This window comes from Pontibacter populi, assembly GCF_040278685.1.
In the GTDB taxonomy this organism is placed as follows: domain Bacteria; phylum Bacteroidota; class Bacteroidia; order Cytophagales; family Hymenobacteraceae; genus Pontibacter; species Pontibacter populi.
This window is the reverse complement of the sequence record NZ_JBEOKT010000021.1, coordinates 55376-72132: the sequence shown is the minus strand read 5'-3', so window position 1 is coordinate 72132 and position 16757 is coordinate 55376. Positions and strand designations below refer to the sequence as shown.

Annotated in this window: 16 protein-coding genes; 8 read left to right on the top strand and 8 right to left on the bottom strand. The window is 44.4% G+C overall.

The genetic code is table 11. The features are described from left to right. The 3 genes from ABS362_RS17385 to ABS362_RS17375 all read right to left on the bottom strand — a co-directional run. Positions 1-253: response regulator (locus tag ABS362_RS17385; protein ID WP_350414064.1), on the bottom strand; the 253-nt coding region annotated here is incomplete at its 3' end. Positions 254-359: 106 nt separating this feature from the next. Continuing rightward, positions 360-809: a response regulator gene (locus tag ABS362_RS17380; protein WP_350414062.1), complete on the bottom strand. Its 450-nt coding sequence runs from the start codon at positions 807-809 to the stop codon at positions 360-362. An 11-nt stretch (positions 810-820) separates the two neighbouring features. Next, positions 821-2356, bottom strand: a complete 1536-nt coding sequence (locus ABS362_RS17375) for a PAS domain S-box protein (RefSeq protein ID WP_350414061.1) — start codon at positions 2354-2356, stop codon at positions 821-823. A 357-nt stretch (positions 2357-2713) separates the two neighbouring features. Between ABS362_RS17375 and ABS362_RS17370 the strand changes: the two genes are divergently transcribed. From ABS362_RS17370 to ABS362_RS17360, 3 genes are all read left to right on the top strand, one after another. Beyond that, positions 2714-4543 (top strand): hypothetical protein, encoded by a 1830-nt coding sequence (locus ABS362_RS17370; RefSeq protein WP_350414059.1) that lies wholly within the window; start codon positions 2714-2716, stop codon positions 4541-4543. Positions 4544-4548: 5 nt separating this feature from the next. Continuing rightward, entirely contained in the window at positions 4549-4998 is a 450-nt protein-coding gene (locus ABS362_RS17365) for a 6-pyruvoyl trahydropterin synthase family protein (protein ID WP_350414058.1), read from the top strand. A gap of 197 nt (positions 4999-5195) precedes the next feature. Beyond that, on the top strand, positions 5196-6632 hold the full coding sequence (locus ABS362_RS17360; protein ID WP_350414056.1) for a M48 family metalloprotease: 1437 nt from the start codon (positions 5196-5198) through the stop codon (positions 6630-6632). A gap of 78 nt (positions 6633-6710) precedes the next feature. On the opposite strand, the gene ABS362_RS17355 is transcribed toward ABS362_RS17360, so the two are convergent. Then, on the bottom strand, positions 6711-8639 hold the full coding sequence (locus ABS362_RS17355; RefSeq protein ID WP_350414054.1) for an ABC-F family ATP-binding cassette domain-containing protein: 1929 nt from the start codon (positions 8637-8639) through the stop codon (positions 6711-6713). A 239-nt stretch (positions 8640-8878) separates the two neighbouring features. Here ABS362_RS17355 and ABS362_RS17350 point away from each other — a divergent pair, with 239 nt between their 5' ends. Next, positions 8879-9430, top strand: coding sequence for a 2'-5' RNA ligase family protein (locus ABS362_RS17350; RefSeq protein WP_350414053.1), 552 nt, complete (start codon positions 8879-8881; stop codon positions 9428-9430). Positions 9431-9504: 74 nt separating this feature from the next. On the opposite strand, the gene ABS362_RS17345 is transcribed toward ABS362_RS17350, so the two are convergent. Both ABS362_RS17345 and hslV read right to left on the bottom strand, forming a co-directional pair. Then, complete coding sequence (locus tag ABS362_RS17345; RefSeq protein ID WP_350414052.1) at positions 9505-10476, bottom strand: deoxyhypusine synthase family protein; 972 nt, start codon at positions 10474-10476, stop codon at positions 9505-9507. Between the two features lie 330 nt (positions 10477-10806). Further along, on the bottom strand, positions 10807-11349 hold the full coding sequence (gene hslV / locus ABS362_RS17340) for an ATP-dependent protease subunit HslV (RefSeq protein ID WP_350414051.1): 543 nt from the start codon (positions 11347-11349) through the stop codon (positions 10807-10809). A gap of 445 nt (positions 11350-11794) precedes the next feature. Between hslV and ABS362_RS17335 the strand changes: the two genes are divergently transcribed. The 4 genes from ABS362_RS17335 (at position 11795) to ABS362_RS17320 (ending at position 14403) form a co-directional block, all read left to right on the top strand. After that, a complete protein-coding gene (locus ABS362_RS17335; RefSeq protein ID WP_350414050.1) occupies positions 11795-12346 on the top strand; it encodes a hypothetical protein in 552 nt (183 codons plus the stop codon). Positions 12347-12413: 67 nt separating this feature from the next. Continuing rightward, positions 12414-13058 carry a hypothetical protein gene (locus ABS362_RS17330; RefSeq protein WP_350414049.1) on the top strand — a complete coding sequence of 215 codons (645 nt, stop codon included), beginning with the start codon at positions 12414-12416 and terminating at the stop codon, positions 13056-13058. A 190-nt stretch (positions 13059-13248) separates the two neighbouring features. Next, entirely contained in the window at positions 13249-13689 is a 441-nt protein-coding gene (locus ABS362_RS17325) for a hypothetical protein (protein ID WP_350414048.1), read from the top strand. 165 nt (positions 13690-13854) lie between these two features. Next, on the top strand, positions 13855-14403 hold the full coding sequence (locus ABS362_RS17320; RefSeq protein WP_350414046.1) for a DUF922 domain-containing protein: 549 nt from the start codon (positions 13855-13857) through the stop codon (positions 14401-14403). Positions 14404-14519: 116 nt separating this feature from the next. On the opposite strand, the gene ABS362_RS17315 is transcribed toward ABS362_RS17320, so the two are convergent. Both ABS362_RS17315 and ABS362_RS17310 read right to left on the bottom strand, forming a co-directional pair. Then, the gene (locus tag ABS362_RS17315) at positions 14520-14873 is read right to left on the bottom strand and encodes a hypothetical protein (protein WP_350414044.1); all 354 of its coding nucleotides are present in this window, start codon (positions 14871-14873) and stop codon (positions 14520-14522) included. A 139-nt stretch (positions 14874-15012) separates the two neighbouring features. Further along, positions 15013-16716 carry a pyruvate dehydrogenase complex dihydrolipoamide acetyltransferase gene (locus ABS362_RS17310; RefSeq protein WP_350414042.1) on the bottom strand — a complete coding sequence of 568 codons (1704 nt, stop codon included), beginning with the start codon at positions 16714-16716 and terminating at the stop codon, positions 15013-15015. Between the last annotated feature and the right edge of the window lie 41 nt (positions 16717-16757).

Sequence of the window (16757 nt, the reverse complement as noted above, 5' to 3'; positions counted from 1 at the left end):
ATATAAAGGGTGCCATACTTCCGCCTTCCACGGCCTGCGATATCAATTCAAGGCCATCATGTGCGCCCAAACGGTAATCCACCAGGTACACATCATGCATTTCTTCCTTTATCAACCCCATGGCTTCGCTGAATGATGCTGTCCAGTCGAGAACATAATTACGCCCCGGAATTTCTTCTATCGTATCCCGGGTAATGATAAAGTCATCTTCATCATCATCGATCAGCAGTACACGTGTCTTGGTATCAGGCATATATTGTGAGTTTGGAAGTTAGAAAGTTAAAAAGTTATAAAGCTGTTATTTAAACCACACTTTCACGTTTTAAACTTTCTAACTTTTTAACTTCTGAACTTTCTAACTATGACTTGGGCAGTTCAACGATCTCGAACCAGTATTTGCTCAGGGTCTTCATCACATCTACCAGCGACCCAAAGGTTACCGGCTTGGTAATAAAGGAGCTTACGCCCAGGTCGTAGGTGCGAAGGATGTCTTCTTCTGCTTTGGATGTGGTCAGAACTACCACCGGTATCATGCGCAGGTGGTCTTCGTTCTTAATTTCCTTAAGTGCTTCACGCCCATCTTTTTTAGGCATATTCAGGTCCAGCAGGATCAGGCCCGGAGTCGGATACTTGTCTTTATCTTCGTATTTGCCCCGGTTGTTCAGGTAGTCCATCAGTTCTTCACCGTTCTCTACAAACTGGATATTATTATTCAAACGGCTTTCTTCCAATGCTTCTTTCACCAGCATCCGGTCTTCGGCATCATCGTCGGCAATAAGTATAATGATCGATCTTCTCTTATGACTCATGCTTTTATTGTTTAATCCTGAAGGTGTTTTTTTGCTAAGGTAATAATAAATTGCGTTCCTTCGCCGGGCTTACTATGGGCAGTTATGTCGCCGCCATGGCGAACTGCAATTTTCCGGCAAACAGCCAGGCCAATCCCCGACCCTTCATACTTCTGCCCTTCCAGGCGCTGGAAAATATTAAAAATACGATCTAGGTACTTTTCGTCGAAACCAATGCCATTATCCTCTATGCAAATCTCTACCATTTCGTCGCCGGGCGTAGATGTTAAATGGGCATGCAGCTGTACATCTCTGGAGGATATTTTAACGATAGGCGCTACCCCTTCTCTCCGGAATTTGATGGCATTGCTGATCAGGTTCTGGAAGAGCTGACGCATTTGGGTTGGTTCGGCTTCTATAGTTGGTAACGGCGAACGCTCGATAATGGCTCCGGCCTGTTCTATTGTTACTTCCAGGTCAGAGAGTACTTCCGTAAGTATCTTGTCAAGTTTAACCTTCACAAAGGCTTTTGACTTGGAAGTAACCCTGGAAAAGTCGAGCAGGTCGTTTATTAGGTTCTGCATACGTGCCGCTGCATTCAGCATTCTGTCCACATAGTCCTTACCCTGGTCGCTTAGTTTATCATATTCCTTGGTCTTCAGTCGGTCGCCGAAGGCCTGTATTTTGCGCAGTGGCTCCTGCAGGTCATGCGACGATACATACGCAAAATCCTGTAGTTCGCGGTTACTGCGTTCAAGTTCCGAAGCATAGCGGCGCAGGCGCTCTTCACTAACTTTCTGCTGGGTAATATCATGCACAAATCCGGTATACACTTTCCGGTCAACAAGCTGCACTTCGCTGATACTCAGAAAAAAAGGAAAAACAGACCCATCTTTTCGTAAACCTGATACTTCGCGTCCAATACCTATAATGTGCGGTATGCCCGTACGGTGATAACGCTCCATGTACCCATCGTGCTGGCTGCTGTCCGGCTCCGGCATCAGCATACTGATATTTCGCCCAAGCAGCTCGCTCTCCTGATACCCGAAAAGCTTTTGGGCAGCCGGGTTCACCATTTCCATTAAGCCATGCAAGTCAATTGTAATGATACCATCCACCGCGGTTTTGATGATGGAATTGAACTTGTTTTCGCTTTCACGAAGAGCCGCTTCAGTTTTCTTTAACTCTGTAATATCGTGTACAATACCGGTGAATATCTGCTTATCCTGCAGCTTTACTTCGCTTATGCTTAGCAGGAACGGGAAAACGGTGCCGTCCTTTTTTTTGCCTAACACTTCGCGCCCGATACCAATGATCTGGCCGATGCCTGTGCGATGGTAATTATCAATGTACACATCATGCAGGCTTTTGTCAGGTTCCGGCATCAGCATCTTTATATTATGGCCGATCACTTCTTCCGGCTCATACCCAAAAATACTTGCTGCGGCGGGGTTCATGGTTTCTACTTTCCCCCTGTTATCAATGGTGATGATACCATCAATAGCTGTATCGATTATGGCCTTTAACCTTGCCTGGCTGTCAATGCTGTAGCTGTTGTTCTCTTCCAATTTAAAAGGATTTTAATAAATATAAGTGATCTGAATGTAATGGCAAAACCTTACTACCAAGCTCAGAATACGAAAGCTATAGTTTAGCCAGATATCTCATTAACATTCAGCGTTTTGAATGTTAATTTTTTATAGTTTCAGGCTATAGCATGCCCTTTTTACTTCATATTTATTTCACTAAATTTTACAATGACTTATGTCATTTTTTTGGCTGATGCTGCTCATTAATAAGCTTTTGTTAACTGTATACCTTGCGGTACGCTTAAGGTGTATCCCTACCACTATAGTCTGGCGATGCAGCTTAGTTTGTGACTGATAACTATACCATGGCAATGGTTTAACTATAATCTTATTACAATGCAACTATCAACACCGCACAACTTTCATTTGCCTGTAATGGGCCTTGCCTTTTCGATCGACACGCCCATTAAAGTGGCGCGCTTCGGAATATCGTCTGTAGCATCGCTAAGTGATGATGCCCTGCTGGAGCACACACGCTCGCATTACGCAAAGGTATACAACCGACCTTACGAACCTATAACTGACAAGGAAGAAGATTACAGAGCTAAGCGCACTACTGCATTTCTGAACCTGGTAGATGAGATCGTGAAAGAGCAAATGAAAGAATTGCAAGCACAGGACTTTACCCCGGAAGCAGAAATTACCAAATACTTTACCCTGCTGCCAGATAATTCCCCGCTGCGTGTGCGCTACAACGAAATGCTGCAAACCACTGACCCGGCTCAGAAACTCCTTCTTCAGGAAGAACTGCGGTATGTACTGGTAGCCGGTAAAATAGATGTGAATATCATGACCAAACTGGACAAGACAAACTATACCAAATCCGGGGAGGCCTTACCACAGGAATATTCTGATGCGCTGGCAGCTCTGCGTGGGTTTGCAAACAGTACGGTTAACTCATCAGTAGTTTTCTCAGCGGGCATGAACATGCGGTTATTTGCTTACCTGGAGCAGTTCCCTTGTTTCCTGCCTGATGTGAAAGGTAATTTTGAGAAGACGGTGATCATTAAAGTAAGTGATTACCGCTCGGCACTGGTGCAGGGCAAGATCCTGGCTAAAAAAGGTATCTGGGTATCTGAGTTCAGAATAGAATCCGGGTTAAACTGTGGCGGGCACGCCTTTGCAACAGATGGCTACCTGATCGGACCAATCCTGGAGGAGTTTAAGCAGAACCGACATGCCCTGCAGACCGAACTTTATAGTTTATTCAGTTCTGTGTTAGCAAGCAAAGGCTTACATGTTCCGGGTGAGATCCCGGTGCAGCGTATTACCATGCAAGGTGGTATAGGTACGGCAGCAGAGCACGACTTTTTGCAGGAATATTACGGCATGGACGCAACCGGATGGGGAACTCCTTTCCTGCTGGTACCAGAAGCCACTACTGTAGACGAACCAACTTTACAGCAACTATCTGATGCAAAGGCGGAAGACCTTTACCTGAGCCCGATATCACCACTGGGAGTACCATTTAACGCGCTGCGCGGAACATCAAGCGAAGAACTGAAACAGATACGTATCGACAAAGGCAAACCAGGCAGCCCTTGTGTTAAAAAGCACCTTGTATCAAACACCGAATTTACTGAAGAAGCGATCTGTACGGCATCGCGCAAATACCAGCGCCGCAAATTAGAGCAGCTTGATGAGCAACTTAACACGCAGGTACTAACTCCTGAACTATACCAGGCTGAAAAAGAAAGCGTGCTGGCCAAAGAGTGTTTATGCGAAGGATTGGCAAACTCAGCGCTGCAGATTTTTAACATTGGAAAGAAAGCGGCTACCAAAGCCGTAACTATTTGCCCTGGCCCGAACCTGGCCTACTTCTCAGGTGTGTTTAAACTGCACGAAATGGTCGATCATATCTATGGCCGTTTTAACGCACTAAACCAGACCTACCGCCCGCACATGTTCGTTAACGAGCTGAAAATGTACGTGGATTACTGGAAGAACAAGAAAGCAGAACAGCTGGAAACACTGACTGACAAACAGGAAAAATACCTGAACAACTTCTGGCAGAACATGCAGGATGGCATTACTTATTACAAGAAACTTTTACCGGAACTATTCCGCAACGAACTGGAGCGACAGGTACTGATGCTGGATGAGTTACTGGAAGCGGAAGATATATTATTACAGCTACAACTGAGAAGAGCAGAGGCTATCGCTTAACCTTAATGGATTACATCAGACTTACGCGCCAGTTCACGTTTGAAACGGCGCACGCTTTACTTAACTATGATGGCCCGTGTAAGAATATACACGGGCACTCTTATAAATTGCAGGTAACTATAGTTGGTCAGCCAATAAACGATACCACAGACCCGAAATATGGGATGGTATTAGATTTTGGTGACCTGAAAAAAATAGTGAATACTTTTATAGTTGAACCACTGGACCACGCCCTCATCCTACGGCAAGACAGTTCACCGGAATTGTTGGCTGTACTGCAGCAAATGAACCAGAAGGTTGTTTTAACTCCTTACCAGCCTACCTGCGAGTACATGCTCATCGATTTTAAGAACACACTTACCCAACAATTACCCGTTACTATACAGCTCCATAGTTTAAGGCTTTGGGAAACAGAGAACTCCTTTGCTGAATGGTTCGCCTCGGACAATACCTAAAGTATAATAAACTATAGTTTAAATGCTACAAGTTTATTTACTGTAACTGTGCAGCAACCTGGCTAAAAATTTGTCATCTGGCTGTATAATAAGGTTTCCTGCAACTAATCAATTTCATAATCGTTGCAAGTAGAATATAGGTTTTCAAAGATTTAGACATCTGCCCTGAAAGCCTTTAGGCTATAAACTATGATACAATGAAAAGATTATCGATAACGGTTTTATTAACCAGTATAATGCTGTTCTTTAACTCCTGCTCTACTAACCCGGTAACAGGTAAAAAGGACGTGATCCTGATGTCGGAGGGACAGGAACTGGCAATGGGCCAGCAGGCAGACCCTCAGATAGTGGCGCAGTTCGGGATGTACGAAAACCCGGCGATACAGCGCTTTATAGATGAAAAAGGCCAGGCCATGGCAGCCATTTCACACCGCAATAACATCAAGTATAATTTTAAGGTGCTTGACTCCCCGGTTATAAACGCTTTTGCAGTGCCGGGTGGTTATGTGTACTTTACACGCGGTATTATGGCGCACTTTAACAACGAAGCGCAATTTGCCGGTGTTCTTGGCCACGAGATCGGTCATATTGCCGCACGCCACTCAGCCCAGCAACAAAGCAAATCGATACTGGCGCAGGTTGGTCTGATAGCCGGTATGGTTATAGCGCCGGAACTGGCACAGTTTGGCGAAATGGCATCGCAGGGTTTAGGCTTGTTGTTCCTTAAATTTGGGCGTGATGATGAACGTGAATCGGATAGGCTTGGTGTAGAATATTCTACCAAAATTGGTTATGATGCAGATGAGATGGCTGACTTCTTTTTAACTCTACAGCGCAAGCAGGAAGAAAGTGGCCAGTCTATACCCGAATTTTTTTCGACGCACCCGGACCCGGGTAACCGCTACACCACCGTGCAACAACTAGCTGCTGAGTGGCAGAAGAAATTGAAGGCTACCAAACTGGAAGTAGGCCGAAATTCTTACCTGCGCATGATAGATGGAATGGTATATGGCGAAGACCCGAAGCAGGGCTTTGTTGAGAACCAGATATTTTATCATCCGGAACTTAAATTCCAGTTCCCGATACCACAAGGCTGGAAATACCTGAACTCACCACAGAGTTTCCAGATGGGTGAGCCTAATGGTAAAGCAATTATGAACCTGACACTGGCACCGGGTACCTCTTTGGAAGATGCTGCTCGTCAGACGCTGGAAGGTTATAAACTGACATTGGTAGAATCGAAGAACGTGCCCGTGAATGGTAACAATGCGCTGGCCATGGTTGCAGAGCAAAAACAGGAACAAGGTACTATAGGCACACTGACTTATTTTATACAGTATGGCGGTAATATTTATAGTATCATGGGTATTACCACTGCCAACGATTTTAATAACTATTTCAACACCTTCTCTGGTACCATGACCAACTTTAAACCGTTGACCGATCAATCGAAGATCAATAAGAAACCGGAGCGTATACGTATTAAAACCGTTGCTAATTCCACCTCTTTATCCCAGGCCTTACAAAATTTTGGTATGCCTACGAACAGGCTCGAAGAAATTGCTGTACTGAATGGCATGCAACTGATAGACCGTGTAGATAAAGGAACCCTAATAAAGGTAATTGCTCAATAACAGGCTTAACAATTATAAAAGTAAAGGCCCAACTATAGTTTTATAGTTGGGCCTTTACTTTTATAATTTAAATTATCGTTAACTCAGCTTTCCTTCCAGTTCCTCAACCTCCATCATCTGCTCTTCCCACAGGCTATTGGCTTTGTCGAGATCTTTTTTTACAGCTTCAAACTTTTTAGAGGTTTCCTGCAACAGGCTTACATTGCCATACACTTTCGGGTCGGCTAGCTCAGTCTCGTATTTTGCCAATTCCTGTTCCAGTTGCTGCACATTTTTCTCTAGCTCAGTCAGTTTTTTATTGGCCTGTTTAAGCTGGTTATTCAGCTGGTTAAATTCTGAGTTATTACGAGCAGGTTTTGGCTCTTCTTTTTTAGGAGCCGGGGCAACAGCTGCCTGAAGTTTGGCTTCTTTCTCGCGCTTCTCCTGAAAAGCCTCATACTCGTGATAGGTACCCGGGTACTCTTTCAGCTGATAATCCTCGATATACCAGATCTTGGTAGCTACATTCTCTACAAAGTAACGGTCGTGCGAGATGATCACAAAAGTACCTTCGTATTGCTCCAGCGCCTGGATCAGGATGTTTACCGACTGCATGTCAAGGTGGTTGGTAGGCTCATCGAGCATCAGGAAATTAGCTTCTGAGATCAGTGTTTTGGCCAACGCTACACGGCTTTTCTCCCCTCCTGAAAGCACCTTTATCTTTTTGAAAACATCGTCGTTAGTAAACAGGAACGAACCTAACAAAGTACGCAATTCTACTTCTGTTTTTTTGGAGCCTGCCTGCTGCAACTCTTGTAAGATCTCGTTATCCACGTTCAACGATTCCAGCTGGTGCTGCGCGTAAAACGACATGATGACGTTATGGCCGAGTTCACGTTTGCCTTGTATCGGTTCGGTGCCGGCAATAATGCGGAGTAGCGTCGATTTACCTTTACCGTTGGCACCCACCAGGGCAATTTTATCGCCACGCTCAATGTGTACGTTTGTATCCCGGAAAATAACTTTGTTACCGAAAGCCTTGCTCATGTGTTCCAACCTGAAAACATGGCGGCCCGGCTGCACACTAAACTTAAAGCTGAAATTAACCTTAGCTGATTCCGGGGCTACATCTTCTATTCGCTCTAGACGTTCCAGCTGTTTCATGCGGCTTTGCGCCTGCTTGGCCTTAGTTGCTTTGGCTTTAAAACGCTCTATAAAGCGCTCTGTCTGGCGAATCTGGGCCTGTTGGTTTTCGTATGCGCCTTTCTGTATTTCGTTGCGCATGGCCTTCTCTTCCAGGTAAAAACTATAGTTACCCGGGTATACATTCAGCTTGGCACCTGATACTTCTACTGTAATATTGGTAGTTCTATCTAAAAACTCACGGTCGTGTGATACAATGATCACAGCACCTTCAAAGCGCTCCAGGTAAGTCTCCAGCCATTTAATAGAAGGTAAGTCCAGGTGGTTGGTAGGCTCATCGAGTAACAGCAACGATGGCTTTTGAAGGAGGATTTTGGCAAGCATCACACGCATGCGCCAGCCACCCGAAAACGAGGCCAGTGGCTGTTGCAGTTCTTCGGTGCTAAAGCCAAGACCTTCCAGAATTGCTTCGGCTTCGGCCTGCATGGTGTAGCCGCCAAGCGCTTCGAAACGCTCCTGCAGGTTCGCCAGTCTTTCGACCAGTTTATCTTCAAAGTTATGCTCAAACTCTATCAGCACCTTATCGATCTCGCTTTGCAAACTCATTGCTTCTTCAAAAGCCTGCATCGCCACCGACAAAATACTTTCGTGGGTCTGGTAACTCAGCAGGTCCTGGTTCAGGAAGCCAATGGTGGTGTCCTTGCTCATTTGTATGCTGCCGCTGTCCGGTTTGTACTCGCCAACTATAATGCGCAGCAGCGTTGACTTTCCGGTACCGTTCAGGCCAATCAGACCAATTTTATCTTTCGGACGGATGTGCAGGTTGGCATCGTCGTACATCGGGCGGCTGCCAAAATGAAAGCTAAGGTTGTTTATGGAGATCATCTAATCGAAATCATGCTATAAAGTGCAAAGGTACTTAAATAAACGCATACTGCCCACCCAACGGCTAATGCTAAGACTATGAACCACATGACCTATAGTTGGTGCATTCCAAAAACTATAGCCATTATGTTTTAAATCGTTTAACTAAACAATTACAGTAGGCAATCGTTTCATTAGCAATGCAGTTGTATAAATGCATATCTTTGCAGGTTGGCAATTCGTTTATTTAACAGGCAACTATGATCGCGATAACTTCGCTGTTAGACAAATTTCACTCCGACCGCGTTTCTGAACTGACAGAACTGCTTGAAACAAAGTTTGGGCTTAATGGGGTGAAAATAACGCCTTATCCGCATCTTACCATACTTACGGCAGAGATCCCGGATATGGAAGAGTTGAAGCAATACCTGGAGCTTACCTGTTTCGAGATGCCTGATTTTACGATCCGCACCACCGGTTTAGGCATTTTCCCGGGGCCAACGCCGGTCGTTTACATACCTGTGCTGCGCACGCCCCCGTTAAACCAACTACACGCCAAACTGCACCGCGATATTTCTGAAATGAGCAGCGAAATGGGCATTTACTATAACCCGAATATGTGGTTGCCTCACATTACGCTCGCCCTCGGCGATACCACTCCTGAAATGCTTGGACCTCTGCTTGCTTTCCTTTGCAACTATAACTTTAACTGGGAAGTGACCATTGACAACATTACCATCCTGCAGAAGTGTGGTGATTTCTACCTGAAAGAAGAAGAGTTCCGGTTTGGCCGACGAGAGTTAATAATCTAACTTACCATATAAAACAAAAGCGGCTGCAGAGTTAATCCTGCAGCCGCTTTTTATAGTTAGCCTTCCGGCATTCCTTACATATCCAGCACGATCGCAAATATCAGCGGTGCAACTATAGTTGCGTCCGACTCGATCATATACTTTGGTGTTTCCTTGCCTAATTTACCCCAGGTAATCTTCTCGTTTGGCACGGCGCCTGAGTAAGAACCATAGCTGGTTGTAGAGTCAGAGATCTGCGCAAAGTAGCCCCATAACGGAACGCCTGTGCGCTGCAAATCCTGGTGCAGCATTGGTACCACGCATATCGGGAAGTCACCGGCAATACCACCACCTATCTGGAAGAAACCTATCGTAGATTCCTCTTTCGCATTCTGAGTATACCAGTCAGCCAGGTAGATCATGTACTGGATACCGGTTTTCATGGTATGTACATTTTTGATGTCACCGGCTATAACGTGACCAGCATAAATGTTACCTAAGGTTGAGTCTTCCCAGCCCGGGCAAATGATCGGCAGGTTCTTTTTAGCAGCTTCCAGCATCCAGCTGTTCTTCGGGTCGATCTGGTAATATTGTTCCAGGTCGCCGGATAAAAGTATCTGGTAAAAGAATTCGTGCGGGAAGTAAGATTTGCCTTCCTGGTCTGCTTTCTCCCAGAACTTAAGTACGGTGTGCTCTAAACGTCGCATCGCTTCTTCTTCCGGAATACAGGTATCGGTTACGCGGTTCATGTGGCGCGCTAGCAAAGCCTCTTCATCTGCTGCAGAAAGTTCGCGGTAATGCGGCACACGCTCATAATAATCGTGGGCTACCAGATTAAAGATATCTTCTTCGAGGTTGGCGCCTGTACACGAAATAGCATGCACTTTATCCTGTCGGATCATCTCGGCGAGAATGATACCCATCTCAGCCGTAGACATGGCTCCAGCCAGCGTGATCATCATTTTACCACCGTTGTTCAGGTGTGTTTTATAACCTTCGGCAGCGTCTATCACAGAGGCCGCGTTAAAGTGCTTGTAGTGTTTCTTTAAGAATTCTGATACGTTCATAGTTAATAGCATAAAGCAACCTTTACAGGGTTACCTGGGTCCGCAAAGTTAAGATATATTTCGTTATTCGTTGTTGGTTATTCGTTAATCGCAGCTATTGCCTTTCGTAAATAGTTGTTAGTTATTCGTTGTTCGCAGCTATAAGGTTAAGTAAGAGCATAGTATAAGCTGACAGGCTTTATTACATCCAGGATTTCCCTAAAAGCAAGGAAATGAATTAACCCATCTCTACCCCTCCCAGGAGGGGAATTTGAACGTGGCTAACAAGAAGCAAAATATTGCGCCTCTACACCTTTAACTTCCTAACTTCCAAACTTTCTAACTTCATAACTACACAGCCGGTTTCTCGATGATCAGGTTGTGGTTGGTGTAGATACAGATATCGGCGGCGATGTTAAGACCTTCGCGTACCATCTCTTCTGCTGACAAATGCGGTGCGTGTTTTTTTAGCGCAAGTGCTGCTGCATGGGCATACATACTTCCGGAGCCAATAGCAGCGATCTGGTTGTCTGGTTCCAGTACATCGCCGGTTCCCGAAATAATAAGCAGTTCGTCTTTGTTGGCTACTACCATCATGGCTTCGAGTTTGCGCAGGTATTGGTCCTTGCGCCAATCTTTGGCAAGTTCTATGGCAGCGCGTTTCATGTTTTGCTGGTAGGCGTTCAGTTTCTCCTCGAAGCGCTCAAGCAGTGTAAAAGCATCGGCAGTAGAGCCGGCAAAGCCTGTAACTACTTTCCCATCAAGCAGTTTGCGTATCTTTTTAACGTTGCTTTTGGCAATGTGCTTATCCATAGTTGCCTGTCCATCAGCACCTAATGCTACTTCGCCGTTATGGTATATTCCTAAAACTGTGGTTGATCTTATCCTTGTCATGAATTGCGTTTTTGATTATAGTTAGCTACGGCTATAGTTGATATTTAGCTGTAGTAAGTTTGTAAAGCTACGGCACTTCAAACAAAAAGCCAATTGTATAGTTTGCGCCAAATTGTCTTTTATTTTGGAAGCCAGGCAACTATTGTTCTGACATCTGCATCTCACAGTTAAACAGGTGAAATACGTTTGGGTTTACCGGCAACTAGAGCAACAGTTGGAGGAGATTTTTTGCAGGCAGTTAGTATTTGGCTAGTTGTATAGGAATTTCTACATTAAACATTCGTTTATCCGCCCGATTTGGTAGGCTAAACGAATGTTTATGTTGTTTATACTATAGTTGGGCGTCATTTAAAAAGAACTAATGCTGAGTTGGTTGACAAAAAATAAAACCAAAGAATATAAGGACAGACTTCTAAAATCCTTTCCGACCGAACTCAAATCGGATGTGGAATCAGTTGTCAAAATATTGCCACTCGAAAAGAATGACGTGAAGCTTTGTGACGGACAGGTTCAGAAAGTTGATAATCTGATTCATTCGACTGAATTGACAATCAAGTTGATGGGAGAAGAACTTACAATCCCTTACAGACTTTACTTTGACGAGCCGGACATTGACAATGAAAATAATTTAACTGACAGACAGAAAACCATTCTGAACTGCATTTTTTTAAGACACCACAATGGTTACTTACGAGAAAGGAGACTAAAAAAATTAATTAATCAAGATGAAAAGTGGATAATCCCTTTTACAGTTCAATTGCTTGGGGAGTACGTATATGAAATTTTAGAAGTCTTAGAAGAACATATAAATGAAAAGACAATTGATGATTACCACTCATTTACAGAGGAAAACCCTAAATATTGGCAACAGACTGAAAGCAGAATGATAAGTTATTGGAATGAATATTACAGACGGAAATTTCCAAAACTGAAAGAGTATTTAGGGACAGCATTAGTAAAAAGAATAAAAAAAACGAACGCACAACAGCAGGTATAGTGCATGCCCTTCGGGACACGCGCCATACCCAAACCGTTAGCATCATACAAATTATACCCTTAGCAATATGAAAAAATACTTGATCCCATTCATTACCCTGTTGGCTGTTAGTACACTCTCCTACATGTACAACCTCGTAAGTTTCATTTTGCTAATGTTAATTGCCTTAAGTCTGGCATTCCTGCTGGCGGCTGGTATACTTAAAATTTTTCGCAGAGACCTTGATAAAAAGTGGTTGAAAATACCATTAGTGATCATGACGGTATGTATTACTGGTGTTTTTATTGGCTTGTTTCGTCCTTTAGAGCAAGCGATAATAAACACCGGTGATGCTAGTGAGAAACTGGCATACGCTTATAAAACTGACCAGGGAGACAGGATGACCGTCAGAGCATATCTTGGCATATTTAAAGACAATATGGCGAAGCGGGACAGCATCCGGCTTGAACAAGTAAATAAGCTATACAAGGAAAACCAGATCAGTGAGCCTATTGATAAGTTTTATGCTGCCTTCATATTTCACCACAGCAAAAAAAGCGCATACTTTGAAATAGCTCAGAAACTAGCCAACGAGGCTGCTTCTGTTCTTAAACTAAAAGATGACTATGTGGTGCAATGGTTAGCCAAAGCAACTTATGACAGATGGATGGTTTCATTAGGAAAGCCAGAGAAATACGGAACCCAGGATAAGTTTAGCGTGAGCGTAGAATAAGCACTTACTGAATAGAGAACTTCATCATTCGCTATTTAGAGCTTCATAAATTATTCAATAGTTAATCATTTTTTAAAGTCAAAGCATAACTACGGTTCTATCGATAATTGTTGCTCCAATTAGTGCTATCGTAACAACCAATACATTGTCAGAGAATAAACAGCAGATCAAACACTAACCACTAATATAAATGAATCCAATCATCAGAAACATACTGGCTGTAGTAGCAGGCATTATCATTGGCAGCCTCGTGAATATGGGCTTAATTTCCATTAGTGGTTCCATCATTCCGCCTCCAAACGGCGCCGATGTTACGACCACAGAAGGGCTGAAAGCTACCATGCATTTATTTGAGCCTAAGCATTTTATTTTCCCCTTCCTGGCGCATGCGCTCGGTACTTTTGCAGGAGCATTTGTAGCGGCAATAATTGCAGCCAACCATAAAATGAAATTCGCTTTGGCTATTGGCGTCTTTTTCCTGGCCGGCGGAATTGCCAGTGTTTTCATGCTTCCATCACCAACCTGGTATACTATAGTTGATTTACTTTTTGCTTACATCCCGATGGCTTACCTGGCAGGAATGATCGCTATCAGGCAAAGAAAAACTGTACGCCGGGAGAGCTTAATTTAAATAACGATTACGCTATAGTTTCTTCATCAATCTCAGCATTAGTAATTATAGTTGTGAAGCCAAAATAAAGATGCTGTCCCGAAATTTAGCAGAAGATATAGTTTGGGTTGGCACCTTTGGCCCACTTTATGCATTAGCATATCATAAGCAACTATAACGACGCACATGAAAGGACTTTTTCTGCTTATATCGGGATTGATGATATCGTTCAGTGGCATGGCACAGGAGTATAATGTGCTGGCTTACGAACCTGGCAAAAAACTAACGTGGCAGGATTTCCAGGGCAGGCCTCACGCTTCAGATGCCCATAAAGGCGCTGAAATAACGGTAACCATCTTTTTAAAAGCACGGGAAACAAGCTTCTGGTCGGGCGGCACCTCTTACGATGCTTACGCCGTAGCTTTTAAGAATGAGTCGTGGGTGAAGCCCGGCTATAAAGATGATTACACGCTGAAGCACGAACAAATACATTTTGATATAGCGCACCTGTATGCCGAAATGCTGGAAATTGAAATCAACAACCTCGATAAGAAAACCATCAGGCAAAAAGACCAGGTAGAGAAAATGCTGAACGAAAAGCTGGCACAGATGCAGGCGCACCAAAACCGCTACGACCGTGAAACCTATGGCGGAAACAACTATGCCAAGCAAAAGAAATGGAGTAACAAGATTGCCAAAGCACTTAAGATTATAAACACTGAAGCCGAAGTATAAAAACTATAGTTTACAAACAAAAAAGCCTCTCCTAACCCGGAGAGGTTTTTTTATGCTTTGCAACTGCTACGAACTATCTTAATACAACCGTTACACTCAAACTCCCGAGTAGTATTTTACATATCGCCCGACTTAGCAGATTGCTTCTCGGCTTTTTCGCGGGCTTTTATAGATTTTTGCTCGAGCTTGTATGTTTTTTTGGCCGCATTAGCAGCATCCGTGTTGCGTTTGTGCGCCTCCTTTGCAGCTTTATATTTATCCTGGGCCAGTTTTAACTCTCGTTCTGCTTCTTTTAGCGCCGATTTGGTTACTTCTGTTGAAGCACTTCGCACCTGAAATATCGAGTCGGCCAGATGAAGGCGGCGCGCATCTTCGTCAGCTCTAGAGTTAGTAGATTGTGCCATAGCCGGAAAACTGCCAATAAGCACGAACAGTAAAGCGATTATTGTAGATATGTATAACTTTTTCATAGTATTGTATACGCAAATTAATACATTGAGTCTCAACAAGATACTGCTACTAAAACGTTACAACCGAGGCTATACTTCAAGAAATAAAAACGCCTCTCCATTTCTGAAGAGGCGTTTTTATTTTATAATTTGATGAAGTTTACACCAGTATTCTAACAGGGTTCTCCAGCAGGTTCTTAAATGTCTGCAGGAAAGCAGAGCCAACAGCACCATCCACTACACGGTGGTCGCACGACAGGGTAACTTTCATTACATTGCCAATACGGATCTCACCGTCGCGCACAACAGGCGTTTGCTTGATACCACCAACGGCCATGATGCAGGCATCCGGCGGGTTGATGATCGCAGTGAATTCTTCAATACCGAACATGCCTAAGTTAGAGATAGTAAACGTGTTACCTTCCCAGTCTGATGGTTGCAGTTTCTTGCTCTTCGCTTTGCCACCCAGGTCTTTCACCTCAGCAGCTATAGTTGACAGTGATTTATAGTCGGCGTTGCGAACAACCGGCACCAGCAGGCCTTCTTCTACAGCTACGGCTACACCAATGTTAATGTGCTTGTTATAACGGATCTTATCGCCTAACCACGACGAGTTAACTGCAGGGTGCTGACGCAATGCCGCAGCAGCCGCTTTAATTACCAGGTCGTTGAACGACACCTTAACCGGAGACACTTCGTTGATAGAAACGCGGGCTTCCATCGCCTTGTCCATGTCAATTTCCATGGTCAGGTAGAAGTGCGGAGCCGAGAACTTGCTTTCTGCCAGACGGCGTGCAATTACCTTACGCATCTGCGATACGGCAACTTCTTCATAAGCATCGGCAGGTGCACCTGGTATAGTTGCAGTAGGTGCAGCCTGTGGTGCAGCAGCAGCAGCTTTCTGTGGCGCTTCAGCACCCGGTTTAAAGTTCTCAATATCGCGCTGAACGATACGGCCACCTTCGCCGGTACCTTTTACCTGTGCCAGGTTAATACCTTTCTCCTGCGCCATTTTCTTGGCCAGCGGAGAAGCTTTTATTCTACCACCTTCAGCAGTTGTGCTTTCGGTTTCAGCGCCTTGTGCAGGCACGGTAGTAGTTTCTACTTTATCAGAAGTAACAGCATCCACACCAGCTTCTACAGACTGGTCTGTCTGTGTGCTTTTCTTGCTTCCTTCGGTATCTGCGCCGCCTTCCAGCAGGGCTTTATAGTCTGCGCCTTCTTCGCCTATAATGGCAATAACAGCATCGATAGCAACAGAATCGCCGGCATTTACGCCAGTGTACAACAGTGTGCCATCTTCGTAAGATTCCAGCTCCATAGTTGCCTTATCGGTCTCTACTTCAGCCAGTACATCACCGGATTTTACTTTATCGCCTACTTTTTTCAGCCAGCTCACCAGTACGCCTTCTGTCATAGTATCGCTCATTTTCGGCATCCTGATAACAGATGCTTTAATGTTGCTGGTATCTACAGATGTTTTAGCAGCCGGAGCTTCTGTTTTTGCAGGTGCAGCAGCAGGTTTTGCTTCTTCTTTTTTCTCTTCCTTAGGAGCTTCAGTTTTTGCAGGTTCAGCGGGCTGAGCGCTTCCGCCTGCTTCGTTTAATAAGCCCGAAATATCTTCACCTTCTTTACCAATAATGGCTATTACAGCATCAATCGGAACAGCTTCGCCTTTTTTAGGACCAATGTAAAGCAGTGTGCCATCGTTGTACGACTCCAGCTCCATAGTTGCCTTATCAGTCTCTACTTCTGCCAGCACATCGCCGGAACTTACTTTATCACCAACCTTTACCAGCCAAGATGCGATCACCCCTTCGGTCATCGTGTCACTCATCTTTGGCATTCTTATTACTTCAGCCATATTTGTCGTATCGTTTTATCGCCCGGGTCGGGCTCCTTATA